Annotated in this window: 20 protein-coding genes; 4 read left to right on the top strand and 16 right to left on the bottom strand. The window is 73.0% G+C overall.

Annotation, left to right across the window (positions count from 1 at the left end; translation table 11 throughout):
- Positions 1-10: 10 nt before the first annotated feature.
- From ACYVID_RS04470 to ACYVID_RS04455, 4 genes are all read right to left on the bottom strand, one after another.
- Complete coding sequence (locus tag ACYVID_RS04470; protein WP_460734822.1) at positions 11-2,386, bottom strand: molybdopterin cofactor-binding domain-containing protein; 2,376 nt, start codon at positions 2,384-2,386, stop codon at positions 11-13.
- Between the two features lie 272 nt (positions 2,387-2,658).
- Positions 2,659-3,996, bottom strand: a complete 1,338-nt coding sequence (locus tag ACYVID_RS04465) for a M20/M25/M40 family metallo-hydrolase (RefSeq protein ID WP_460734820.1) — start codon at positions 3,994-3,996, stop codon at positions 2,659-2,661.
- Positions 3,997-4,022: 26 nt separating this feature from the next.
- Positions 4,023-4,382: a sterol carrier family protein gene (locus ACYVID_RS04460; RefSeq protein ID WP_460734818.1), complete on the bottom strand. Its 360-nt coding sequence runs from the start codon at positions 4,380-4,382 to the stop codon at positions 4,023-4,025.
- Positions 4,383-4,391: 9 nt separating this feature from the next.
- Positions 4,392-5,012, bottom strand: coding sequence for a GNAT family N-acetyltransferase (locus ACYVID_RS04455; RefSeq protein ID WP_460734816.1), 621 nt, complete (start codon positions 5,010-5,012; stop codon positions 4,392-4,394).
- 153 nt (positions 5,013-5,165) lie between these two features.
- Between ACYVID_RS04455 and ACYVID_RS04450 the strand changes: the two genes are divergently transcribed.
- Positions 5,166-5,972 (top strand): DNA-formamidopyrimidine glycosylase family protein, encoded by an 807-nt coding sequence (locus ACYVID_RS04450; RefSeq protein WP_460734814.1) that lies wholly within the window; start codon positions 5,166-5,168, stop codon positions 5,970-5,972.
- A gap of 178 nt (positions 5,973-6,150) precedes the next feature.
- On the opposite strand, the gene ACYVID_RS04445 is transcribed toward ACYVID_RS04450, so the two are convergent.
- The 3 genes from ACYVID_RS04445 to purL all read right to left on the bottom strand — a co-directional run bounded on the left by ACYVID_RS04445 (position 6,151) and on the right by purL (position 9,858).
- The gene (locus ACYVID_RS04445; RefSeq protein ID WP_460734812.1) at positions 6,151-6,963 is read right to left on the bottom strand and encodes an alpha/beta hydrolase family protein; all 813 of its coding nucleotides are present in this window, start codon (positions 6,961-6,963) and stop codon (positions 6,151-6,153) included.
- A 71-nt stretch (positions 6,964-7,034) separates the two neighbouring features.
- Positions 7,035-7,457, bottom strand: a complete 423-nt coding sequence (arfB, locus tag ACYVID_RS04440; RefSeq protein WP_460734810.1) for an alternative ribosome rescue aminoacyl-tRNA hydrolase ArfB — start codon at positions 7,455-7,457, stop codon at positions 7,035-7,037.
- Between the two features lie 151 nt (positions 7,458-7,608).
- On the bottom strand, positions 7,609-9,858 hold the full coding sequence (gene purL / locus ACYVID_RS04435; RefSeq protein WP_460734808.1) for a phosphoribosylformylglycinamidine synthase subunit PurL: 2,250 nt from the start codon (positions 9,856-9,858) through the stop codon (positions 7,609-7,611).
- 195 nt (positions 9,859-10,053) lie between these two features.
- On the opposite strand from purL, the gene ACYVID_RS04430 reads away from it, so the two are divergent.
- Complete coding sequence (locus ACYVID_RS04430; RefSeq protein WP_460734806.1) at positions 10,054-11,511, top strand: glycoside hydrolase domain-containing protein; 1,458 nt, start codon at positions 10,054-10,056, stop codon at positions 11,509-11,511.
- 72 nt (positions 11,512-11,583) lie between these two features.
- Here ACYVID_RS04430 and ACYVID_RS04425 read toward each other — a convergent pair whose 3' ends face one another.
- Genes ACYVID_RS04425 through purS form a run of 3 tightly spaced genes read right to left on the bottom strand, consistent with a single transcriptional unit; the run spans position 11,584 to position 12,988 of the window.
- Complete coding sequence (locus ACYVID_RS04425) at positions 11,584-12,030, bottom strand: DUF3817 domain-containing protein (RefSeq protein WP_460734804.1); 447 nt, start codon at positions 12,028-12,030, stop codon at positions 11,584-11,586.
- A 26-nt stretch (positions 12,031-12,056) separates the two neighbouring features.
- A complete protein-coding gene (gene purQ, locus ACYVID_RS04420) occupies positions 12,057-12,725 on the bottom strand; it encodes a phosphoribosylformylglycinamidine synthase subunit PurQ (RefSeq protein WP_460734802.1) in 669 nt (222 codons plus the stop codon).
- A complete protein-coding gene (purS, locus tag ACYVID_RS04415; RefSeq protein WP_460734800.1) occupies positions 12,722-12,988 on the bottom strand; it encodes a phosphoribosylformylglycinamidine synthase subunit PurS in 267 nt (88 codons plus the stop codon). The genes purQ and purS overlap by 4 nt, the downstream gene beginning before the upstream one ends.
- Positions 12,989-13,105: 117 nt before the next feature.
- Here purS and ACYVID_RS04410 point away from each other — a divergent pair, with 117 nt between their 5' ends.
- The gene (locus ACYVID_RS04410; protein ID WP_460734798.1) at positions 13,106-13,606 is read left to right on the top strand and encodes a YflT domain-containing protein; all 501 of its coding nucleotides are present in this window, start codon (positions 13,106-13,108) and stop codon (positions 13,604-13,606) included.
- A gap of 177 nt (positions 13,607-13,783) precedes the next feature.
- Here ACYVID_RS04410 and ACYVID_RS04405 read toward each other — a convergent pair whose 3' ends face one another.
- The 5 genes from ACYVID_RS04405 to ACYVID_RS04385 all read right to left on the bottom strand — a co-directional run bounded on the left by ACYVID_RS04405 (position 13,784) and on the right by ACYVID_RS04385 (position 17,569).
- Complete coding sequence (locus ACYVID_RS04405; RefSeq protein WP_460734796.1) at positions 13,784-13,936, bottom strand: hypothetical protein; 153 nt, start codon at positions 13,934-13,936, stop codon at positions 13,784-13,786.
- A 10-nt stretch (positions 13,937-13,946) separates the two neighbouring features.
- Complete coding sequence (locus ACYVID_RS04400) at positions 13,947-15,539, bottom strand: long-chain-fatty-acid--CoA ligase (RefSeq protein ID WP_460734794.1); 1,593 nt, start codon at positions 15,537-15,539, stop codon at positions 13,947-13,949.
- Positions 15,540-15,635: 96 nt separating this feature from the next.
- Positions 15,636-16,070 carry an SRPBCC family protein gene (locus ACYVID_RS04395; protein WP_460734792.1) on the bottom strand — a complete coding sequence of 145 codons (435 nt, stop codon included), beginning with the start codon at positions 16,068-16,070 and terminating at the stop codon, positions 15,636-15,638.
- Positions 16,070-16,966, bottom strand: coding sequence for a phosphoribosylaminoimidazolesuccinocarboxamide synthase (locus ACYVID_RS04390; protein WP_460734790.1), 897 nt, complete (start codon positions 16,964-16,966; stop codon positions 16,070-16,072). Before ACYVID_RS04390 ends, ACYVID_RS04395 begins: the two co-directional genes overlap by 1 nt.
- A 21-nt stretch (positions 16,967-16,987) precedes the next feature.
- The gene (locus ACYVID_RS04385) at positions 16,988-17,569 is read right to left on the bottom strand and encodes an antibiotic biosynthesis monooxygenase (protein ID WP_460734788.1); all 582 of its coding nucleotides are present in this window, start codon (positions 17,567-17,569) and stop codon (positions 16,988-16,990) included.
- Positions 17,570-17,689: 120 nt separating this feature from the next.
- On the opposite strand from ACYVID_RS04385, the gene ACYVID_RS04380 reads away from it, so the two are divergent.
- Positions 17,690-19,144: an MFS transporter gene (locus ACYVID_RS04380; protein WP_460734786.1), complete on the top strand. Its 1,455-nt coding sequence runs from the start codon at positions 17,690-17,692 to the stop codon at positions 19,142-19,144.
- A gap of 178 nt (positions 19,145-19,322) precedes the next feature.
- On the opposite strand, the gene ppc is transcribed toward ACYVID_RS04380, so the two are convergent.
- Positions 19,323-22,193 (bottom strand): phosphoenolpyruvate carboxylase, encoded by a 2,871-nt coding sequence (ppc, locus tag ACYVID_RS04375; protein ID WP_460734785.1) that lies wholly within the window; start codon positions 22,191-22,193, stop codon positions 19,323-19,325.
- Positions 22,194-22,354: the final 161 nt, after the last annotated feature.

The raw sequence follows: 22,354 nt of genomic DNA, 5'->3' as shown, positions 1-22,354 counted from the left end.
GACGTGCTCCTCAGCGGTTCTTCAGGCCGTTGCGCGGCGACGGGGGGATGGGTGGGATGAAGGTCTTGGGCTTGAACGAGATCGTGTCGTGGTTGATCGGGAACCGGGTCGGGAGCTTGCCGGTCGCGCGGGCGTAGGCGCACGCGATCGCGGCCGCCGAGGAGCCCACCGCCGCCTCGCCGGCACCGCCGGGCTGCTCGGTGTCGGGGTCCATGACGATCACGTCGAGGTCGAACGGGACGTTCCACTGCCGGGTGTAGAAGTAGTTGTCCCAGCTCGCCTCGAGGAACTTGCCGTCCTCCAGGTGGCAGCTGCTGGTGAGGGTGAGCGCCATGCCGTCCATGAACCCGCCCTGCATCTGGGCCTCGAGGCCCATCGGGTTGATGACCAGGCCGGCGTCGACGGCGATGACCGCCTTGGTGACGCGGGGACCGGTGACGGCGTTGGGGATGCGGCGGTTGACCGTCTGCGGCCGGCAGTCGATCTCTACAAGGACCGCGGTGCAGCCCTTGTACTCCTTATGGAGCGCAATGCCCTGCGCGGTGCCCGCGGGCATCCGCCGGCCCCAGTTGCCCCGCTTTGCGACGGCCTCGAGAGCAGCGCGCACACGGTCGTTGCGCACCAGCTCGCGACGGATCTCGAGGGGGTCCTTGCCCATCTTGGCCCCGATCTGGTCGATCGTGAGCTCGGCCGCGACGCAGGTGTCGGGGCTGTAGATGTTGCGCATGGAGCCGGTGGAGAAGTCCTGGTTGGTCTCGTTGAGCAGCTGGGTGATGACGCCCATGTTGTAGGGCAGCTCCTGAGTGAGCGTGAAGATCGTCTGGGCGAAGGTGAACCCGCCGACGAAGCGACCGACTTCGGTGGGGGCCTCGTCCAGGGTGGACGTGATGATCTCGCCCAGGCCGTGGCTGAAGTCCGTGACGACGCTGGTGTGGCGCTGCTCGAAGGAGAGCACCTGACCCTGAAGCACCGTTGCCCGCACCCGCGAGGTCGCCATCGGGTGGAGGCGGCCCTGGCGCGGCTCGTCGGCACGGTGCCACATCAGCTTGACCGGGACGCCCATCGCCGCCGAGCAGCGGGCGGCCTCGATGGCGTGGTCGCCGAAGAGCTTGTGGCCGAAGGAGCCACCACCGGTGATCACGTTGACCTTCACCTGGTCCGGGGTCATCCCCAACTCGAGGGCGATGTTTTCCTGAGCCAGGATCGGCACCTTCAGGCCTGCCCAGATCTCGGCTCCGTCCTCACGGACGTCGGCGATGGCGGCGTACGGCTCGAGCGCGGCGCTGGAGCGGAACATGAACTCGAACTTGGTGTCGATCTGCTCGGCGAGCACCGGGACGTCCGGCACAACCATCGGCAGCTCGGCCGCGGCCAATTCCTCGAGGATCGTGTCGTCGGACTTGCCGGCGACCGGACCGGGCTGCCACTCGACGTCCATGGCGCGGATGGCGTCGATGCAGTGGCCGAACGTCTTCGCCCGCACGGCGATGCCGGTCGGGATCTGCGCGACGTGAGTGACGCCGGGCATCTTCATGATCGCCGACTCGTTGCGCAGGCGGACCGCAGTGCCGCGGTGGTCCGGCGGTCGGCAGACCATCGTGGGCAGGGCGCCCTTGACGTCGAGGTCGGTGGTGAACTTCTTCTTGCCGGTGACCGCGGCGCGGGCGTCCTCACGACGCTGGCCGGTGCCGATCATGCGGAACGACGACGGCGGCCGCAGCGTGACCGAGACCTCCTTGAAGGCGTCGCTGGCAGCGTCGGCGGAGAGCTCGCCGTAGGACAGGATGTTGCCCGCGGTGTCGACGACGGTGCCTGCGATCGTGGTCAGGCGGGTGACGTCACCCCCCAGGCGCGCGGCTGCGGCTTCGAGCAGCTGCTGGCGGGCGATGGCGGCGGCAACGCGAACGGGGGTGAAGGTGGAGACAGTGGTGTTGGAGCCACCGGTGAGCTGGTTGAGCAGCAGCTCGGGCCGGGCCGGCGCCAGCTGGACGTGCACCTTCTTCATCGGGAGGTCGAGCTCCTCGGCGAGGATCATCATCGTCGAGGTGATGATGCCCTGGCCGACCTCGGTGCGCGGGAACTCGAAATTCGCGTGCCCGCGCTCGTCGATGGTCACAGTGATCAACTGGCTGGTTGGCAAGGCACCATCGGTCTGGAGGTCCTCGAGGTCGTACAGCTCGGGGATCTGCGGGGCGCTGGGGTTCGCCGCGTGCGCGGCACCTCCCAGGCCCAGGCGGCTCTTGGCCCGCCCCAGACTCATGTCGGCGGCGGTGACGAGCGTCGCCCCGCCCAGGACGTAGCCGACGAAGCGGCGACGGTCCAGGCTGGCCCTGGCCTGCTCGGCACTGCCTCCCGTGTCGGGTGTGCGTGCTGCGGTCTCGGTCATGGCGTGGCCCCTTCCCCATGTTGGCGCCGTGTCGACGATGGGGATCGGAGGCTCCCCACCAGGCTGTGCAACCTACGTCGAGGCAGTGACGGCCGTCACTCACCCCGTACAGCATTCGGACAGGGGTGCCTTTCGGATGGGGCCGTCCCAGATCGTGGGACAGGTCGCCTACGGAGCGCTGGTGCTGCGTCGTCCAGCCGGCGCATCCTCCGGGGAGGACGCGCCGGCCGGGCGGGGCCGGGGCGGCCGCGTCGTACGACGGCCGGCGGCTCTCAGGCGGAGCCGAGCTTGGCCAGCAGCAGCGTCTCGGCCAGCACGACCCGCTCGAACTCCGCGAGGTGCAGGCCCTCGTTCGCGCCGTGGGCGCGCGTGTCGGGGTCCTCGACGCCGGTGACGAGCACGCTGGCCTCGGGGAAGGCGTCGAGGAACTCGGCGATGAACGGGATCGACCCGCCCACGCCCATGTCGATCGGCTCGGTGCCGTCCCAGGCCTGGGCGAAGGCGGCGCGCGCGGCGTCGTACGCCGGTCCGGTGGCGTCGATGGCGGTCGCCTCGCCCGTGTCGACGACGGTGGTGGTGAGGGTGGCGCCCCAGGGGACGTGCGCCTCGAGGTGCTCGGTGAGGCGGGCGACGGCGTTCTCGGTGGTGTCGCCGGGGGCGATGCGCAGGGAGAGCCGGGCGCGGGCGGCCGGGACCAGGGTGTTGGAGGCACCCGCCACCTGGGGCGCGTCGAGGCCGGTGATGGAGAGCGCAGGCTTGGTCCAGAGCCGCTCGACGGCCGAGCCGGAGCCGATCCACTCGATGCCCGGGGCGGCACCGGACTCGGCGCGCAGCCGGTCCTCGGGGTAGTCCACGTCGGCGGCCGGGCCGCTGTGCAGGCCGGCGATCGCCACGTTGCCCTCGTCGTCGTGGAGGCTGGTGAGCACCCGGCTCAGCGCCATGAGCGAGTCGGGCACCAGGCCGCCCCACATGCCGGAGTGCACGGCGTGGGTGAGCGTGCGGACCTCGATGTCCATGCGGACCAGGCCGCGCAGGCTGGTAGTCAGCGCGGGGACGCCGATGTCCCAGTTGCCGGAGTCGGCGATGACGATGACGTCGGCGCGCAGCGCCTCCTGGTGCTTCTCCAGGAGCGCCGGGAGGGTCTCGGACCCGACCTCCTCCTCGCCCTCGATGAACATCACGACGTTGACCGGCAGGTCGTCGCCGAAGACCCGGACCGCGCCCAGGTGGGCGGCGATGCCGGCCTTGTCGTCGGCCGCGCCGCGGGCGTAGAGCCGGTCGCCGCGCTCGGTCGGCTCGAACGGCGGGGAGTCCCAGTCGGCGTGGTCGTTCTCGGGCTGCACGTCGTGGTGGGCGTAGAGCAGCACCGTCGGCGCGCCCTCCGGACCCTGCTTGTGCGCGATGACCGCGGGGGCGCCGCCGTCCTCGCTGACGATCTCGCTGGTGAAGCCCTCGGCGTCGAAGAGCGCCTTCACCGCCTCGGCGGAGCGCTGCACCTCGCCCGCGCGCGCCGGGTCGGCGCTCACCGACTCGATCCGCACGAGGTCCTCGAGGTCCTTGCGCAGGGCGGGCAGGACGGACTGGACGCGGGCCTTGAGGTCGTCGCTCATGCCCGCACGTTAACCGCGGTGCCGGGTCAGAGCAGCGGCAGGTACGTCGACAGGTCGGTGCGCTCCCCGGACGCGCTGACCCGCCCCTGGGCGCGGGCGTCGGCCCAGGACAGCTCGCCCGTGGCCAGCGCGACCATCGTCAGCGCGTCGGTCTCCACGACCGCCGGCGGGGTCCCGCGCGTGTGCCGCACCCCGGGGATGCACTGGACGGCGGCGTACGGCGGGACGCGGACCTCGACCGAGTGCCCGGGCGCGCGCTGCTCGAGCACCGCCAGCACGTGCTTGACGACGAGCTTGAGGTCGGCACGCTCCTCGCCCCCGGCACGGATGCGGTCGAGGGCGGCGGCGAGCTCGTCGGGGTCGGCGAGGCGGAGGCGGGCGGGCACGGTCCGAGCCTAGGAGCCGGCGGGCGCGGGCCCCGCTCCGGCGTCGGCTCCGAGGTGGTGGCGCACGACCCGGCGGCGCAGCGTCGGGGAGGCGTGGACCTCGAAGCCGGCCTCCAGGAAGACCGGGAGCAGGCCCACCGAGGCCTCGTCCCAGATGACCTTCTTCCCCGGCGCGGGCTCCATCGGGTAGCCCTCGAGCACCCTGGCGCCCTGCTCTCGGGCGTGCTCGACGGTCGCCGCGGCCAGCTCGTAGGTCAGCCCCGTGCCGCGGTGGCCCTTGGCGACGACGAAGCAGGTCACGGACCAGACGCCCTCGAGCTGGGGGTCCATCCGCATCCAGGGCTGCTTGCGGCTCCAGATGCGCAGGTAGTTCTCGCGCGGCTCGACCGCCACCCAGCCGGCCGGGTCGCCGTCGACGTACCCGATGAGGCCGGACGTCGGGCCGTCGGTGCCACACGCGGTCTGCGCGACCAGCGCGGCCTCCCGCTCCTGCTGGGTGCTGTCGCGCCAGATCCAGCCCTCGACCTTCAGGCCCTGGCACCGACAACGGCGCGCGCCACCGGCGCCGAGCACGGCCTCGACGTCCTCGGGAGTGGCTCGGTTGGCGGGCAGCCAGGTGAACTCCGGCACGTCCGCGACCCTAGGCGACCCCACCGACGACCGGCCAGGAGCGCACCGCCGAACCGTCACTTCTGAACCGCCGAACCGTCAGTCCTGAACCGTCGACCCGTCATTTCCGCACCGCATGCGGTCGGCGCCCAGCCCGCTCCTAGGCTCGGGACCGTGCCGGAGGGGGACAGCGTCTGGAAGCTCGCGCGGCGGCTCGACCGCGGGCTGCTGGGGCGTACCGTGACGCGCTCGGACCTCCGCGTGCCGCGGCTGGCCACGCGCGACCTGTCGGGGCGCGAGGTCATCGAGCACGCGACCCACGGCAAGCACCTGCTGCAGCGGTTCTCCGGCGGGGTGACGCTGCACAGCCACCTGCTCATGGACGGCGAGTGGTCGGTGACCGGACCCGGCAAGCGGCTGCCGTCGCGGCTGCAGCACCAGGTGCGCGTGGTGCTCGAGACCCCGACCGGCACCGCCTGGGGGCTGCGGCTGCACCAGCTGGACCTCGTCGCCACCGACCAGGAGCACCGGATCGTCGGGCACCTCGGGCCGGACCTGCTGCACGAGGACCTCGACCGCGAGGAGGCGGTACGCCGTCTGCGGGCCGACCCCACGACCCCGCTCGTCAGCGCGATGCTGGACCAGACCCGGGTCGCGGGGCTGGGGAACCTGTGGGCCAACGAGCTCGCGTTCCTGCTCGGCACCAGCCCGTGGACCCCGATCGGGGAGGTCGACGTCCCGCGGCTGGTCGACCGGGCCGTCACCGCGCTGCGCCACTCCGCGACCGTCCCCGGCGCCTACCAGGTCACCACCGGTCTCGGCCGGCGCGGGGACTCCCACTGGGTCGCGGGCCGCCAGCGCCGGCCCTGCCTGCGCTGCGGGACCACCGTGCAGATGGTCGAGGAGGTCCCGAACGACCCGGCCAACCGGCGTACCTGGTGGTGCCCGCGGTGCCAGCCGGGGCCCGGGCGGCCGGTCTGAGCTGCCCGGGCTGCGCCGCGTCTCGCCTCGCGGGTCGAGGTGCGGGTCGAGGTGCGGGTCGAGGTGCGGGTCGAGGTGCGGGTCGAGGCCTGGGGACGCGCTGGTGCGCGTTCGTGCACCTCGAGTCCCACCTCGAGCCACACCTCGACCCCGGCGGCCGTGCGCTGGGCCGGCAGCGTCAGATCGAGGCGAGGACCTCCAGCGTCCTCGCCCAGGCGTCCGATCCTGGGTCGACCACGGCGAAGTGGTCCCCCTCGACCTCGACCAGCTCGGCGGTCGCCCCGGCGGCCGTGGCGGCCGCGACGTAGGACTCCGACTGGCTGAGCGGGACGATGTCGTCGCCGGTGCCGTGGACGCACCACACGGGGACCTCGAGGGGCACCTGCTGGACCGGGTCGACCTCGGTGTCGCCGTCGCGCGGCGGTCGGCCGAGGAACGCCTCGACCGCTCCCCCGCCGAGCCCGGCGTCGTGTGCTGCGACCAGGTCGAGGACGCCGGCCTGCGACACGACGTGGGTCAGCGGCTGCGGCAGGTCGCGACGGGACGCGAGCCAGGTGGCGAGGTGGCCGCCGGCAGAGTGCCCGACGGCGACGACCGGGCCCTCGATGCCCTCCTCGGCGAGCCGCCCCATGGCGGCGACCAGGTCGTCGAGGGTCTCGGGCACACCACCGCCGTTGCCGACCCGGCGGTACTCCACGGCCCAGGTCGCCCACCCGGCCGCGAGCAGGCTGGGGACGAGCGGCTGGGCGTACTCGATGCCGTACTCCGCGCGCCAGAACCCCCCGTGCACCACCACTGCCACCCCGCGCGGCGTGCCTGCCGGCAGGCCGAGCTCGGCGAACTGGCTGGGGTCGGACCCGTAGGTCACGCGCTGCGGGTCGCTGGCGCCTTCCGGCACGGGCGGGACCTCCTCGGGGCTCGGTGCGCACGCGGCCCACAGCCAGGCGAGCGAGCCCAGGGCAGGCAGGGAGAGCAGGGTACGACGGCGCACGGGAGTCCTTCGGCGCCGGCGGCCGCCCGGGCTGGTCGGGCGGTGGGTGGCGGGTCGGGCGGGTCCGCGCGTCACGACCAGTCGCCCGAGCGGCCCCGCTTCACGTCGCCACGCCGCTTCTTGGCGTCGAGCCTCCGGCGCTGCGAGCCGCGTGTGGGACGGGTGGGCCGGCGGGTGGCCGGCGGCGGGGCGGCCGCCTCCCGCACCAGGGCGGCCAGGCGTTCCCGGGCGGCGCGGCGGTTGGCCAGCTGGGTGCGGTGCTCGGAGGCGATGACCACGACCGAGCCGTCCACGAGGCGCTCGGCCAGCCGGTCGAGCACGCGGCGGCGTACGGGCTCGGGCAGGGCGGTGCCTGCCGCGTCCCAGAGCAGCTCGACCCGGGTGTCGGCGGTGTTGACGCCCTGACCGCCGGGCCCCGAGCTGCGGCTGAACCGCTCGCTCAGCTCCGCACCCCGGATCACCAGGCAGCGGGAGACGGGCAGGTCGTCGGGCACGCAGCCATCCTCCGATGGTCGAGCAGGCGAGCGCCAGCGAGCCGTCGTCGAGACCGCGTGAGCTGCCTGTGGTCGGGGACCACGGTCAGCTCGCGCGGTCTCGACGACGCCCTCGCCCAGGGGCTCGGGCTGCTCGACCAGCGGCGGGATGTCAGGCGAGGGCAGCGGGGAGGGTCGCCATCCAGGCCGAGCGCACCTCGAGCAGCGCCAGGTCGAAGAGCCCCTCGACGGCGAGCGAGTCGCCGCCGGTGGTGCCGAGCTGGGCCACGGGTACGCCGTGGCGCGCGGCCAGGTCGGTCAGCCGCGCCACGTCGCTGTCGGGGACGGTGACGAGCACGCGACCGGTCGACTCGGAGAACAGCGCCACGAACGGGTCCTCGTGCACGCCGGCGAGCGAGACCGAGGCGCCGGTCATCGACGGCAGCGCGGCCTCGACGAGCGCCTGGGCGAGACCGCCGTCGGAGAGGTCGTGGGCGGAGGTGACCAGGCCGACGGCCTCGTGCAGCAGCGCGGCGAGCGCCTTCTCGCCGGCGAGCGAGAGCGCCGGCGGCCGGCCGCCGAGGTGGCCGTGGACGACGTGCGCCCACTCCGAGCCCGACAGCTCCTCGGCGGTCGAGCCGAGCAGCAGCACGCGCTCGTCGGCGGCGGACCAGGACGACGGGGTGCGACGGGTGACGTCCTCGATGACGCCGAGGACCGCCACGACAGGGGTCGGCAGGATCGCGGTCTCGCCGGTCTGGTTGTAGAGGCTGACGTTGCCGCCGGTGACTGGGGTCCCGAGCTCGGCGCAGGCGTCCTTGAGGCCGCGGCAGGCCTCGGCGAACTGCCACATCACCGACGGGTCCTCGGGCGAGCCGAAGTTGAGGCAGTCCGAGACCGCCAGCGGCACGGCGCCGCCGGTGGCGACGTTGCGGTAGGACTCCGCGAGGGCGAGCTGCGCCCCGGCGTACGGGTCGAGCTTGGCGTAGCGGCCGTTGCAGTCGGTGGAGACGGCGACGCCGAGGTTGGTCTCCTCGTCGATCCGGATCATCCCGGAGTCCGCGGGCTGGGCGAGCACGGTGTTGCCGCGCACGTAGCGGTCGTACTGGTCGGTGATCCACGACTTGTCGCACAGGTTGGGCGAGGCGACGAGGCGCAGCACGGTCTCGCGCAGCTCCTCGGGGGTCGCCGGCCGCGGCAACGCCTCGGCGGCGTCGGCCTGGAGGGCGTCCTGCCAGTCGGGGCGGGCGAAGGGGCGGTGGTACGTCGGGCCGTCGTGCGCCACGGAGCGCGGCGGGACGTCGACGACCCGCTCGCCGTGCCAGTCGATCTCGAGCCGGCCGGTGTCGGTCACCTCGCCGACGACGACCGCCTCGACGTCCCACTTGGCGCAGATCGCCATGAAGGCAGCCACGTCGCCGGGCTCGACGACCGCCATCATCCGCTCTTGCGACTCGCTCATGAGGATCTCCTCGGGAGCGAGCGTGGAGTCGCGCAGCGGCACCCGGTCGAGCTCGACGTGCATGCCGCCGTCACCGGCCGAGGCCAACTCGGAGGTCGCGCAGGACAGCCCCGCCCCGCCGAGGTCCTGGATGCCGGCCACGAGGCCCGCGGCGAAGATCTCGAGCGTGCACTCGATGAGCAGCTTCTCCATGAAGGGGTCGCCGACCTGCACCGAGGGCCGCTTGGCCGGGCCGTCGGCGTCGAAGGTCTCCGAGGCCAGCACGGAGACACCGCCGATGCCGTCGCCGCCGGTGCGCGCGCCGTAGAGGATCACCTGGTTGCCGACGCCGGAGGCCTTGGCCAGGTGCAGGTCCTCGTGCCGCAGCACGCCGACGCACAGCGCGTTGACGAGCGGGTTGCCGAGGTAGGTCTCGTCGAAGACGGCCTCGCCGCCGATGTTGGGCAGGCCGAGGCAGTTGCCGTAGCCGCCGACGCCGGCCACGATCCCGGGCAGCACGCGGTGGGTGTCGGGGGCGTCGAGCGGGCCGAAGCGCAGCGGGTCCATGACCGCGACCGGCCGGGCGCCCATCGCCAGGATGTCGCGCACGATGCCGCCGATGCCGGTCGCGGCGCCCTGGTAGGGCTCGACGTACGACGGGTGGTTGTGCGACTCCACCTTGAACGTCACCGCGTAGCCCTGGCCCACGTCGAGCACGCCGGCGTTCTCGCCGATGCCGGCCAGCATCTTGCCGACCGGGGTCTCCTGCGGCAGCTCGCCGAACTGCTTGAGGTGCACCTTGGAGGACTTGTAGGAGCAGTGCTCGCTCCACATGACCGAGTACATCGCCAGCTCGGACGACGTGGGACGGCGCCCGAGGATCTCGCGGATCCGGGCGTACTCGTCGGCCTTCAGGCCGAGGTCGGCCCAGGGCTGCTCGCGGTCAGGGTCCTCGGCGGCGACGGCCACGGTGTCCAGCACAGGAGGAATCTACCGAGCCCCGGCGCCGGCCCGGCCACCGCGCTCGCCCGCGAGACCCGCACCCCCTCTGACCTGCGGAAACTACACGTCTGTAGTTCACGCGGAGCCCTGTTACTCGTGTGACTGGTGTGGTTATCGTGCTGTGGCCGGGCCTCCCGGAACGCCCTCGAACCCCCACGCGCTGGAGCCCGACACATGTCCCGAACGGTCCCCGCCCGCATCCCCGACAGCCCCGCCGGCACCCCCGCCGGCCCCGTGCGGCGGGCCCTGCTGGCCGCCACCTCCGCACTGCTCGCCGTGACGGTCCTGGGCGCGCCCGCCGGCCCCTCGGCGTACGCCGCCGCCGGGGAGCGCCGCGGCTCGACCGTGACCGAGGACGGGGTCGTGGTGACGCCCGGCAACTTCACCGGCTACGGCTTCGACCAGTGCCTGGCGCCCACCAGCGAGGCGATGCGCACCTGGTGGAACCACTCGCCGTTCCAGGCGGTCGGCATCTACATCTCCGGCAAGTCCCGTGCCTGCCGCAACCAGCCCAACCTGTCCAAGGAGTGGGTGCTCCAGCAGTCGCGGCTCGGGTGGCGGCTGCTGCCGATCACCCTGGGCCCGCAGGCCTCCTGCCAGCCGCGGTTCCCGCGGTACGACGACGACGTGCGGATCAACCCCAAGCCGGGGAGGAGCGGGACCTACAACAAGGCCCTGGTCATGGGCCGCGCCGAGGCCGAGACGACCGTCGCCGACGCCAAGGCGCTCGGGATCGGCGAGGGCAGCACGCTCTGGTACGACCTCGAGGGCTTCGACTCCTCCAACACCGCCTGCCGCGAGTCCGCGCTGTCCTTCCTCTCCGGCTGGACCCAGGCCCTGCACCGGCTCGGCTACGTCTCCGGCGTCTACTCGTCGGCGAGCTCGGGCATCAAGGCGCTCGACGACGCGCGGGTCAACCGCCCCGACCGCTTCACCCTGCCCGACGCGATCTGGATCGCCCGCTGGGACGGCAACGCCAACACCGACACCACCTACATCCGCGACGACGGCTGGCGCCCCGGTGGCCGGATGAAGCAGTACCTCGGCGGCCACGACGAGACCTGGGGCGGGGTCCGGATCAACATCGACAGCAACTTCCTCGACCTCGGCCGCGGCACCACGGCCCGCCCGGAGAAGGAGCGCTGCGGCGGCACCCGGGTCAACTGGCAGGACTACGAGCTGCTGCGCCCGCCGCGGACGAAGAAGAACGGCCAGACCGTCGTCCCCGACGCCGCGATGGTGACCACGCTGCAGTGCCTGCTGCGGGAGAAGAAGTTCTTCGAGGGCCCGCTGACCGGCGAGTACGGCGCCGCGACCCTCAAGGCCACCCGTGCCTGGCAGGCCCAGCGCGGCTTCGAGCCCGTCGACATGTGGTCGCGCCAGCACTGGATGTCGCTGCTCGCCACCGGCTCCAAGGCCACCATCAAGTACGGCTCGGCCGGGCTCGCCGTGCGTCGGCTGCAGCGCGCGCTCAACGCCGCCTCGCCTCAGCACCGACTCGTCGTCACCGGTGTCTACGGCCCCGGCGTCGAGCCCGTCGTGAAGGCCTGGCAGAAGAAGGTCGGGCTGCAGCCCTCGGGCGTGGTCAACCGCCAGGTCTGGCGGGCCCTCGTGGCCGGCAAGCGCAGCTGACCCGGCCCGCTCGGTCGAGGTGCGGGCGTAGCGAGCCACGAGACCCCTCGCACTGACGGCAAGGAAGGAGCGTCAGCCCGTCGGCGGACCGACCAGGAGAGCGAGACCGGTGAGGGCGGCGACGGCCACCAGGCCGGCGGCCACGCCCTGCGCGGGCGAGCGGACCAGCCAGGCGACGAGCCGCTCGAGCGGACCGGCGGGGTCGGCGGTGCGCAGCCGCCACGACTCCTCGAGCGGGTGGTGCTTCTCGACCCAGCGGTCGAACGGCACGGTCGCGAACGGGGGTACGGCGCTGGCCAGCGCGGCCACGGTGCGCCGGGGGGTCCAGCGCTGGTCGACGGCCACCACGACCGCCACGACGGCGTACGCGACGAAGACCACGCCGTGCAGCATCCCGAAGACGCGCACACCGAGCTCTGTGGTCTCGGTGACGTACTTGAGGAACATGCCGGTCAGCAGCAGCGCCCAGGTGATCGCCTCGGCGATGGCGACCCGGCGGAACAGCGGACGCGGGCTCATGCGGGCCTCCTGCAGGTGTCGCGGGGTCAGGCGAAGGCGGACTCGACCAGGCTGGTGAAGAACCCGAGCCCGTCGGTGCCGGACCCGGTGAGCGTCTCCACGGAGTGCTCGGGGTGCGGCATCAGGCCGACGACGTTGCCGCGCTCGTTGGTGATGCCGGCGATGTCGCGGGCCGAGCCGTTGGGGTTGTCGTCGAGGTAGCGCGCGAGCACCTGGCCCTCGCCCTCGAGCCGGTCGAGGGTGGCCTCGTCGGCGACGAACCCACCCTCGCCGTTCTTCAGCACGATCGTGACCTCCTGGCCCTCGGCGTACGCCGCGGTCCAGGGGGTGCGGTTGTTCTCGATGCGCAGGCGCTGGTCGCGGCAGACGAACTTGCGGTGGTCGTTGCGGATCAGCGCGCCGGGCAGCAGGTGCGACTCGCAGAGGATCTGGAAGCCGTTGCAGATGCCGAGGACCGGCATGCCGCGACGGGCGGCCTCGACGACCTCGGTCATCACCGGGGAGAAGCGGGAGATGGCCCCGCAGCGGAGGTAGTCGCCGTACGAGAAGCCGCCCGGCAGGACGACGGCGTCGACTCCCTTGAGGTCGTGCTCGCCGTGCCACAGCGCGACGGCCTCGTGACCGCCGATCCCGACCGCGCGGGCCGCGTCGACGTCGTCGAGGGAGCCGGGGAACGTGACGACGCCGATCTTCACGCGCCCGCCCCGGGGGTGAGGTCGTCCTCGACGTGGACCGCGAAGTTCTCGATCACCGGGTTGGAGAGCAGCGTCTCGGCCATCTTCTCGACCTCGGCGAGGACCTCGGGGGTCACCTCGGGGACCTGGAGCTCGAAGCGCTTGCCCTGGCGGACCTCGGTCACGCCGGAGAAGCCCAGGCGCGGCAGCGCGCCGAGCACGGCCTTGCCCTGCGGGTCGAGGATCTCGGGCTTGGGCATCACGTCGACGACGACACGGGCCACGGGGCGGCTCCTGGCTCACTCATGCAGCGGGGGTGGACAAGCACGACGATCGTATCCGGGCGCTCGGACGGCCCCGCGCGCAGCCGGTGGGCTGGGACGCTCCGGCAGACTGGGGCCATGGCCACGCAGCGTCCCGACCTCGCCTCCCCGCTCTCCCTGGAGTTCCCGCAGTCCCTCGCGGTCTACGACGAGTACGCCGCCGCGCAGCGGACCGTCGACCACCTCAGCGACCAGGAGTTCCCCGTCGAGCAGCTGATGATCGTCGGCACCGACCTCAAGCGGATCGAGAAGATCACCGGCCGGCTCACCACCCCGCGGGTGGCCGCCAGCGGCGCCGCGTCGGGCGCGTGGTTCGGGCTCTTCGTGGGCCTGGTCTTCGTCGTCGTGACCGAGGAGTCGCTGCTGGCCGCCCTGCTCCCGCCCCTGGTGATCGGCGCGCTGTTCGGCCTGATCTTCGCGCTCACGGGGTACGCCGCCACGCGCGGGCGCCGGGACTTCTCCTCCGTCACCCAGGTCGTCGCCACCCGCTACGAGGTGCTGGTCGAGCACAAGTCGGCCGCCCGGGCGCGCGAGCTGCTCGCCGGGCTGCCGGGCGCGCTGCCGAACCCCTTCGAGTGACGAGGACGCGCCAGGCCGTCAGCGCGGGCGGCGGGGCGGGCGTTGCCACCCCGCCCCGGAGGAGGGTGGATGGGCCTGGCCGTCCTCCCGTGAGGAACGAGCGGGAGGACTGGTTCCGACGAAGGGGCGAGGTGGCGGCGCCCGCCCCGCCGTACGCGCCCCAGACCCGCCGACCCCCTAGGCGCGCTGCCCGGGCTTGAGCACCACGATCGCCAGCGCCACACCGAGCCCGGCGAAGATCGGCCCGAAGGGCGTCTCCGGGGCGCCGTACCACCACAGGCCGCCGCCCGCGGTCATGAGGACGGCGGCCGCGAGGAGGATCCACTTCACCGGCAGGGCCTCAGGAGAGCTCGCGCTTGAGGATCTTGCCGGTGGCGGTCATCGGGAGGTTCTCCACGACCTCGACGATGCGGGGGTACTTGTAGTTGGCCATCTGCTCCTTGCCCCACGCGACGAGCTCCTCAGAGGTGGTCGTGGCGCCCGGGTTGAGGATGACGTACGCCTTGACCTCCTCGCCGTGGGACTCGTGGGGGACGCCGATCACGGCGGCGAGCGAGACGTCCTCGTGGGTCATGAGGACCTCCTCGATCTCGCGCGGGTACACGTTGTAGCCGCCGCGGATGATCATGTCCTTGGACCGGTCGACGATGTAGTAGAAGCCGTCGGCGTCCTTGCGACCCAGGTCGCCCGAGCGGAACCAGCCGTCGGTGCCGTCGACGGTGCCGAGCACCTCGGCGGTCGCCTCGGGGCGGCCGTAGTAGCCCTTCATGATGTTGTGGCCCTTGATCGCGATCTCGCCGACGGCGGTCTTGCCGTCCTCCTCGAGGTCGTCGGGCACCTTCTCCCACGAGTCGTTGCGCAGCAGGCACATCTCCACGCCCGGGATCGGGGTGCCGATGGAGCCGACCCGCACGGGCTGGCCGTAGGGGCTGAAGGAGGCGACCGGGCTGGTCTCGGACAGGCCGTAGCCCTCGAGGATGGTGACGCCGAACTTCTTCTCGAAGTCCTTGTGCACCTCCACCGGCAGCGCCGAGCCACCGGCAGCGGCGACCCGCAGGTTCTTGGCGAGGGTCGCGACGTCGACCTCGGGGGTCAGGGCGCCGAGCAGGCCCCAGTACATCGTGGGCACGCCGGCGAAGAAGGTCACCTCCTCCTTGAGCATCAGGCCCAGCGCCGGCTCGGGCTCGAACCGCGGCAGCATGACGACGGTGCCGCCGTAGGCGAACCCGCCGTTCTGGATGACGGTCTGGCCGAAGGAGTGGAACAGCGGCAGCACGCAGAGGTAGGTGTCGGGCCGGTCGGCGTTCGCCCCGAAGAGCGCCTCGCCGGACAGCGCGTTGTCGCGCATGTTGCGGTGCCGCAGCTCCGCACCCTTGGGCTGCCCGGTGGTGCCCGAGGTGTAGAGGATCACCGCGGTGTCGTCCTCGTCGGTGGCGACGGTCTCGAAGGTCGGGGCCTGCGAGCCGATGGCCTGGAAGAGCGTCTGGGTGCCCTCGATCGGGGAAGCCGCGCCGGGGTCGGCGGTGATGACGAAGAAGTGCTCGCAGGAGTCGGTCTGGGAGAAGCCCTCGTGGCCGGCCTCACCGATCGGCAGCTCGGGGGTGCCCTGGAAGCAGAAGTAGGCCTTCGCGTCGGAGTCGGCCAGGTGGTAGGCGACCTCGCGACCCTTGAGCAGGACGTTGAGCGGCACCACCGTCGCGCCGGCCTTGAGGATGCCGAAGTAGACGATGGAGAAGTACGGCAGGTTCGGGCAGCTCAGCGCGACCTTGTCGCCGTGCCCCACGCCGCGCTCCTTCAGCGCGCCGGCGACCTGGTTGGCGAGGGTGTTGACCGTCGCGTAGTTCAGCCGGGTGTCACCGAAGACGACGGCGTCGCGCTCGGGGTACTTCTCCGCGCTCTGCTCGAGCAGGCTGGCGAGGTTGTAGCTGGTCACAGGTGGCCTCCGTCACGTCGGGTACGCCAGCCAACCTACCCACCGGTCCACACCCCTCGGGTGGCCCGTCTCACCAGTCCCTCCTGGGCGCACCGGTCAGCCGCGCTCGCCCAGGATCCGGGCGGCGGTGCGGAGGTCGGCGCGCACCGGCAGCACCGACGCCGCGGAGGCGAGCAGCCCGAGCGCGCGCACCGGCCCGGGGCCGGTGATCCGGAAGCGGAACCCGACGTCGCAGCCGGTCGCGGTCGGGGTGAAGGTGAGATCGAGGATCGCGGTCACGAACTTCCAGGTGCCGTCCTCGGACCACGCGCGCGGCCGGTCGTACGCCGTGGTCCGCATCGCCGGGCGCAGCCCCGGCTTCGTGACGTCGGTCCACGTCTGGCCGGGGCCGACCTCGCCGCGGACGTCGGTGACCGACGCCAGGCTGGACTGCCACTGCGGCCGGTTGACCGGGTCGACGAGGTAGTCGAAGGCGACCTCGGCCGGGACCGGGAACGCGACCGTCCCGCCGACCGTGCGCAGGGTGCTCATCAGAACCGCTCCCCCGTCAGCCGCTCGTAGGCCTCGACGTACCTGCTGCGCGTGCGCTCCACGACCTCCGGCGGCAGCGGCGGCGGCGCCTCGCCCGAGGCCTTGTCCCAGCCGGACTCGGGCGAGAGCGCCCAGTTGCGGACGATCTGCTTGTCGTACGACGGCTGGGTGCGCCCGGGCTGGTAGTCGTCGGCCGGCCAGAAGCGGCTGGAGTCCGGGGTCAGCACCTCGTCGCCGAGGACCGTGGCCCCGTCGGCCCGCCGCCCGAACTCGAGCTTGGTGTCGGCGAGCAGGATGCCGCGCTCGCGGGCCAGCTCCTCGGCACGCGCGTAGACCTGCAGCGTCAGGTCGCGCAGCCGCGCCGCGTCGGGCTCGCCGATCGTGGCCACGACGGCGTCGTAGGAGACGTTCTCGTCGTGGTCGCCGAGCTCGGCCTTCGTGGCGGGGGTGAAGATCGGCGCCTCGAGCCGGCTGCCGTCGACGAGGCCGGCCGGCAGCGCGACACCGCAGACCTCGCCGGTGGCCTGGTAGTCGAGCAGTCCCGACCCGGTGAGGTAGCCGCGGGCGACGCACTCGACGGGGAACATGTCCAGCCGCTCGCAGATCACCGCGCGGCCGCGGACCGCCTCGGGGACGTCGGTGGAGACGACGTGGTGCGGCACCAGGTCGGCCAGCTGGTCGAACCACCACAGCGACATCCGGGTCAGGATCTCGCCCTTGTCGGGGATGGTCGTGCCCAGCACGAAGTCGAAGATCGAGAGCCGGTCGCTGGCCACCATGAGCAGCCTCCCGGCGTGCTCGCCGGCCTCGACCTCGTAGAGGTCCCGGACCTTGCCGGAGTGCAGGTGCCGCATGCCGGGCAGGCTCGGCGCGGTCGGGATGTTCAGGTCGGCCACGTCGCCAGCCTAGTGAGGGGCTCAGCGCCGCCAGGGCGGCGGCTGCCCCTGCAGGAACCACTCCATCCGGCGCGTCACCCACGGCAGCGCCAGGTAGGTCATCGTCGGGGTCATCACGGCGATGACGAGCAGCACCCGCAGCAGCAGCGGCAGGCCGTCCGCGCCGACCTCGGCGCTGAGCCAGTTGACCACCACCGACAGCGGGTAGAAGACCAGGAAGATCACCAGCGCCTGCTTCCACCGCGGCGGCGGTGGCGGCTGCACACGCAGGTCGCGGATGTCGCGGTGCTGCGGCTCGTCGAACCACCCCTCGATGCCGGTACGCCGCTCGACGCGGCTCTCCACGACGCCCAGGCCCGCCGCGGAGTCGCGCCACCACTGCCGCTGGGGCGACTCCTCCCACGCGCGCAGGGACTCGCTGTCGGCGAACCGGTAGAGCATGTGCCAGGTCTCCGAGTCCGCCTCCGGCCGCACCCACCCCGCGCCCAGGAAGCCCGGGAAGCGCTGCGCCAGCGCCGTCCCCGCCTGCAGCCACGACGCCATCTCCGCCTCCCGGCCGGGGTCGAGGTGCCGGGTGATGCTCACGGTCACGGGCGCGCTCATGGCCCCATCGTCCCGCGCCGCACCCTCCCCGCCGACTCGGCGCTGGTTCGACCGTGACTCGGCGCGGGCGGGGTCGGTGAGGACCCGGGTGGGTGTGGGGCGTGGGGGGAGGCTGAGGCGGTGGCGAGGCGACAGGAGGCGGCGGACCCGGCACGTCCGGGCGCAGGGGGCGTGACGGCGTACGAGCCCGACCCCCGACGCTGGCGGATCCTGGCGGTCACGCTGGTCGTGGGGTTCATGTCGCTGCTGGACGTCACGATCGTCAACGTCGCGATCCCCTCGATGCAGGAGGGCCTGGGGACATCGGCGAGCACGGTGCAGTGGGTGGTGTCGGGGTACGCCCTGGCCTTCGGGCTGGTGCTGGTCACGGGCGGGCGGCTGGGGGACGCGTTCGGGCGACGCCGGCTGATGCTCGTCGGGCTGGTCGGGTTCGTGACCGCGAGCGCCCTGGTCGGCCTGGCGCCGAGCGTCGAGCTGGTCATCGCCGCCCGCCTCCTGCAGGGCATGAGCGCCGGGCTGCTGACCCCGCAGAACTCCGGCATCATCCAGACCCTCTTCCGCGGCGCCGAGCGGGGCCGGGCCTTCGGGCTCTTCGGGTTCGTGGTCTCGGTGTCCTCGGCGCTGGGGCCGGTCCTCGGCGGCCTCATCATCACCATCGCCGGCGGGGACGACGGCTGGCGCTGGATCTTCTGGGTCAACCTCCCGGTCGGGATCCTGGCCTTCGCCCTGGTGCTGCTCATCGTCCCGCGCGACCTGTCCCCGGAGGACTCCGACGGCACCCGCCCCCGGCTGGACCTCGTCGGCGCCGCCCTGCTCGGGCTGCTGGTGCTCTGCGTGATCTACCCACTGGTCAGCATCGAGGGCGGCGGCTACCGCTGGCTGGTGCTGCTCGCGGCGGTCCCGCCGTTGGCGTGGGGCTTCACGCGCTGGGAGCACCGGGTCGTCACGCGCGGCGGCGAGCCGCTGCTGGACGTCTCGCTGCTCCGGCGTACGCCGGGGTTCGCCAGCGGTATCGCCGTCGGCAGCCTCTACTTCACCGGGTTCACCGGCATGGTCCTCGTCCTGGCGGTGCACCTGCAGACCGAGCTGGGCCTGGGGCCGCTGGCGGCCGGTGCGGCGCTGACCGGCTTCGCCGCCGGCTCGGCGATCTCCTCCCCGGTCGCGGGCCGGTTCGTGACCCGCGTCGGCCGGCCGCTCACGGTCGGCGCCCTCGTCGTCACCCTCGTCGCGGTGCTGGCGCTCGCGGTCGTGCTCCCGGGCCAGGACGCCGGCGGGGTCGCGTGGGTCCTGGTGCCGCTGCTGCTCATCGCCGGTCTCGGCGGCGGCGCGGTCATCTCGCCCAACATCACCCTCACGCTCGACGAGGTGCCCCCGCGGATGGGCGGGGCCGCCGGTGGGGCGCTGCAGACCGGCCAGCGCATCGGTTCCGCGCTCGGCACCGCGCTGGGGATCACCGCCTACACCGTCGGCTCGGCGACGTACGACGCCGCCACCGGCCTCCGGGCGGCGCTGCTCGTCGCGGCGCTCATGGTCGCCGCGTCGCTCGCTGTCGCCGTCAAGGCGCTGCGGGCCTGAGGTGGCCGTTCCCGCGTCGTTGGTCGAGCAGGCGAGCGCCAGCGAGCCGTCGTCGAGACCGCCGCACCGGTCTGTGGTCGCCGACCACCAGCAGCTCACGCGGTCTCGACGACGCTCGCTGCTCGACCAACGGGACGACGCTCTCTGGCGCTCGCTGCTCGACCAACGGGACGAGACCTCAGCCGGTGTTGCGCAGCCCCGCGGCGATGCCGTTGATGGTGAGCAGCAGCGCGCGCTGCACGTCCTCGGGCGCCTCGGCGTCCTCCGCGCCGGCGGTGGCCTCGCGGGAGCGGGCGAGCATCGAGACCTGCAGCGCGTGGAGCGGCGCGAGGTAGTGGTCGCGCAGCTCGAGCGTGCGGCGCAGCACCGGCGCCTGCTCGAGCAGCGCACCCTGGCCGGTCACGCGCAGCACCTCCTCGACCGTGCGCTCGTGCTCGGCGCGGATGGTGTCGAAGACACCGGTGGCGTCGGAGGGCACGAGGGTCCGCACGTAGCGCGCGGCGATGTCGAGGTCGGTCTTGGTCAGCGTCATCTGCACGTTGGAGAGGAAGGTGCGGAAGAACGCCCAGGAGCCGTACATCTCCTGCAGCGTCTCCAGCCGCCCGTCCTCGCGGGCGGCCGCGAGGCCGGAGCCGACGCCGAACCAGCCGGGCAGGATGATCCGCGACTGGGTCCAGCCGAAGACCCACGGGATGGCCCGCAGGTCGTCGAGGCCACCCGCGCCACCGGGGCGCTTGGAGGGCCGGGAGCCGATGTTCATCTTCCCGAGCTCGTCGACGGGGGTGGCGGCGACGAAGAAGGGGACGAGGGCGTCGTCGCGCACGAGACCGCGGTACGCCGTCTGGCCGCTGCCCGCGACCAGGTCCATGGTCTGGTCCCAGTCGTCCAGCACGTCCCGGGGCAGCTGCGGCCCGCGGCGCAGCACCGAGGCCTCCACGACGGCGGCGAGCGCGGCCTCGAGGTTGAACCGGCCGAGCTCCGGCAGGAGGTACTTGTCGGAGATGACCTCACCCTGCTCGGTGATCTTGATCGGGCCGTCGAGGGTGCCGGAGGGCTGGGACAGGATCGCCTCGGCGGTCGGGCCGCCGCCGCGGCCGACCGAGCCGCCGCGTCCGTGGAAGAGCCGCAGCCGCACCCCGTGCCGGCGGGCGACGTCGCGCAGCGAGCGCTGGGCGCGGTGGATCTGCCACTGCGAGGCCGCGATGCCGGCGTCCTTGGAGGAGTCGGAGTAGCCGAGCATGATCTCCTGCACGTCGCCCCGGGCAGCGACGACGCGGCGGTACGCCGGGTCCGAGAGCAGCCGGTCGAGCAGAGGCCCGGCGACCTCGAGCTCGGCGACGGTCTCGAAGAGCGGGGCGAAGCCGATCCGCGCCACGGCCTCCTCGTCGGGGGAACCGGTGTCGACCAGGCCCGCCTCCCGGGCGAGCACGACGACGGCGAAGAGGTCGTCGACGTCGTGGGCCATGGAGACGATGTAGGTCTCCACGACGTCGGGGCCGTAGGTGTCCAGCGCGGTGCGCAGGGTGTGCATCAGGCCCAGGCTCGCGGCCGCGGCGCCGTCGCCCAGCGGGTGCCCGGCACCGACCAGCGGCCGCCGCCCCGCCAGCTCCGCGGAGAGCAGCTCGATCCGCTGCTCGCGGTCGAGGTCGGCGTACGGCGTCGAGAGCTCGCCGGTGCGGTCGAAGAGCTCGGCGAGGGCCTCGTGGTGCTTGCCGCTGTGCTCACGCACGTCGAGGGTGGCCATGCCGAGGCCGGTGGCCGTGGCGGTGCGGATCATCCGCAGGATCGCGCCGTTGCCGGTGAGCTCGTCGCCGTCGGCGAGCATCGAGTCGCGCACGAGGGTCAGGTCGTGGAGCAGCTCGGAGAAGCCGAGGTAGTCGCGGCCGGGCTCGTGGGCCGTGCCCCGGGCCAGCCGGTCCCGGGTGCGCTGCAGCCGCACGCGGACGAAGCTGAGCTTGAGCCGGTAGGGCTCCTCGGCGTTGAGCCGCTCGATGGTCGACCAGGTGATCGGCAGCGCCTCCGCGTCGGCGGCCAGCGACTCCTCGAGCTCGGGGGTGATGCTGACGACCCGGGTCGTCGCGGTCATCTCGGTCAGCAGCTCCTCGACCTGGCGCACCAGCTCGCGCAGGCCCAGGTCGTGCTGGAGCCCGAGCACCTCGAGGGTCACCTCGGGCGTCACGAACGGGTTGCCGTCGCGGTCACCGCCGGCCCAGGTGCCGAAGCGCACCGGCCGCGCATCGGCGGGCAGCTCGACCCCGAGCCCGGACAGCCGCTGCTGGAGCTCCTCGACCAGTCCGGGCAGCACGTGCTGGGCGATCTGGGAGAGGTAGTAGAGCGCCGTGCGCGCCTCGTCGGTCGGCTGCGGCTTGGCGATCCGCAGCTCGTCGGTCTGCCAGATCAGGTCCACCAGCTCGGCCAGCCGGCGCGCGGTGCGGGCGTCGTCGCCGGGGCGGCGGCGGGGGTCCTCGGCGTCGGCGACGGTCGCGGCGACCTTGCGCAGCAGCCGCAGCACGGTGCGGCGGGTGGACTCGGTGGGGTGGGCGGTGAAGACGGGGCGGTACTCCACCCGGCCCAGCACCTCCGCCAGCAGCTCCCGATCGAGGTCGCCGCGGTCGAGGGCCTCCTGGATGCGGCCGGCGGTGACGGCCAGCGGACCCTCGCTCTCCCCGGTCACCTCCTGCCAGCGGTGCAGCTGCTCGGTGACGTTGACCAGCTGGAAGTACGCCGTGAACGCGCGCGCCAGCAGCACTGCCGTCGCGTCGTCCTGCTCGCCGAGCAGTGCGCGCAGGGCACCGTCGTCGGGCTCGCGCGACAGCTCGCGGACCCGCTCGACCAGCGCCAGCGTCTCCGCGCCCTCGTGCCGGGTGATGGCCTCGCCGAGCAGGGTGCTGAGCTGGCGCACCGAGGCACGCAGGGCCGAGTGCTGCTCGTCGGAGGAGACGCCGCCGGCGAAGGCCGCCACCCGCGGCTCGCGCCGGTCGGCCTCGATCAGCTGCTCGGTCGTGGCGGTGCGTGCTCCTGCCCCGCGATTAGCACTGTGCTCAGCCATGGCTCCCAGTCAACCCCGCTCCGCCACCCCCGGCCGAGCGGGCGTCCCACCAGGTGTCGGACGCGGACGTGACTGTCCGGTCTTCGGCCGGCGGGGGGGCTGGTTCCTCGTGGCGTGGCCGGGTTCGTCGTGGCGTGGCCGGGTTTGTCGGCTACCCGACG

The organism is Nocardioides ginkgobilobae (genome assembly GCF_054781275.1).
The sequence above is the reverse complement of the archived record's forward strand: the minus strand, read 5'-3'. Positions and strand labels throughout refer to the sequence as shown.

Excerpts from the sequence above, each read along its gene's own strand:
- ACYVID_RS04470 (WP_460734822.1), bottom strand. The coding sequence starts at position 2,386 with ATGACCGAGACCGCAGCACGCACACCCGACACGGGAGGCAGTGCCGAG.
- ACYVID_RS04465 (WP_460734820.1), bottom strand. The coding sequence starts at position 3,996 with ATGAGCGACGACCTCAAGGCCCGCGTCCAGTCCGTCCTGCCCGCCCTG.
- ACYVID_RS04430 (WP_460734806.1), top strand. The coding sequence starts at position 10,054 with ATGTCCCGAACGGTCCCCGCCCGCATCCCCGACAGCCCCGCCGGCACC.
- ACYVID_RS04425 (WP_460734804.1), bottom strand. The coding sequence starts at position 12,030 with ATGAGCCCGCGTCCGCTGTTCCGCCGGGTCGCCATCGCCGAGGCGATC.
- ACYVID_RS04410 (WP_460734798.1), top strand. The coding sequence starts at position 13,106 with ATGGCCACGCAGCGTCCCGACCTCGCCTCCCCGCTCTCCCTGGAGTTC.
- ACYVID_RS04395 (WP_460734792.1), bottom strand. The coding sequence starts at position 16,070 with ATGAGCACCCTGCGCACGGTCGGCGGGACGGTCGCGTTCCCGGTCCCG.
- ACYVID_RS04385 (WP_460734788.1), bottom strand. The coding sequence starts at position 17,569 with ATGAGCGCGCCCGTGACCGTGAGCATCACCCGGCACCTCGACCCCGGC.
- ppc (WP_460734785.1), bottom strand. The coding sequence starts at position 22,193 with ATGGCTGAGCACAGTGCTAATCGCGGGGCAGGAGCACGCACCGCCACG.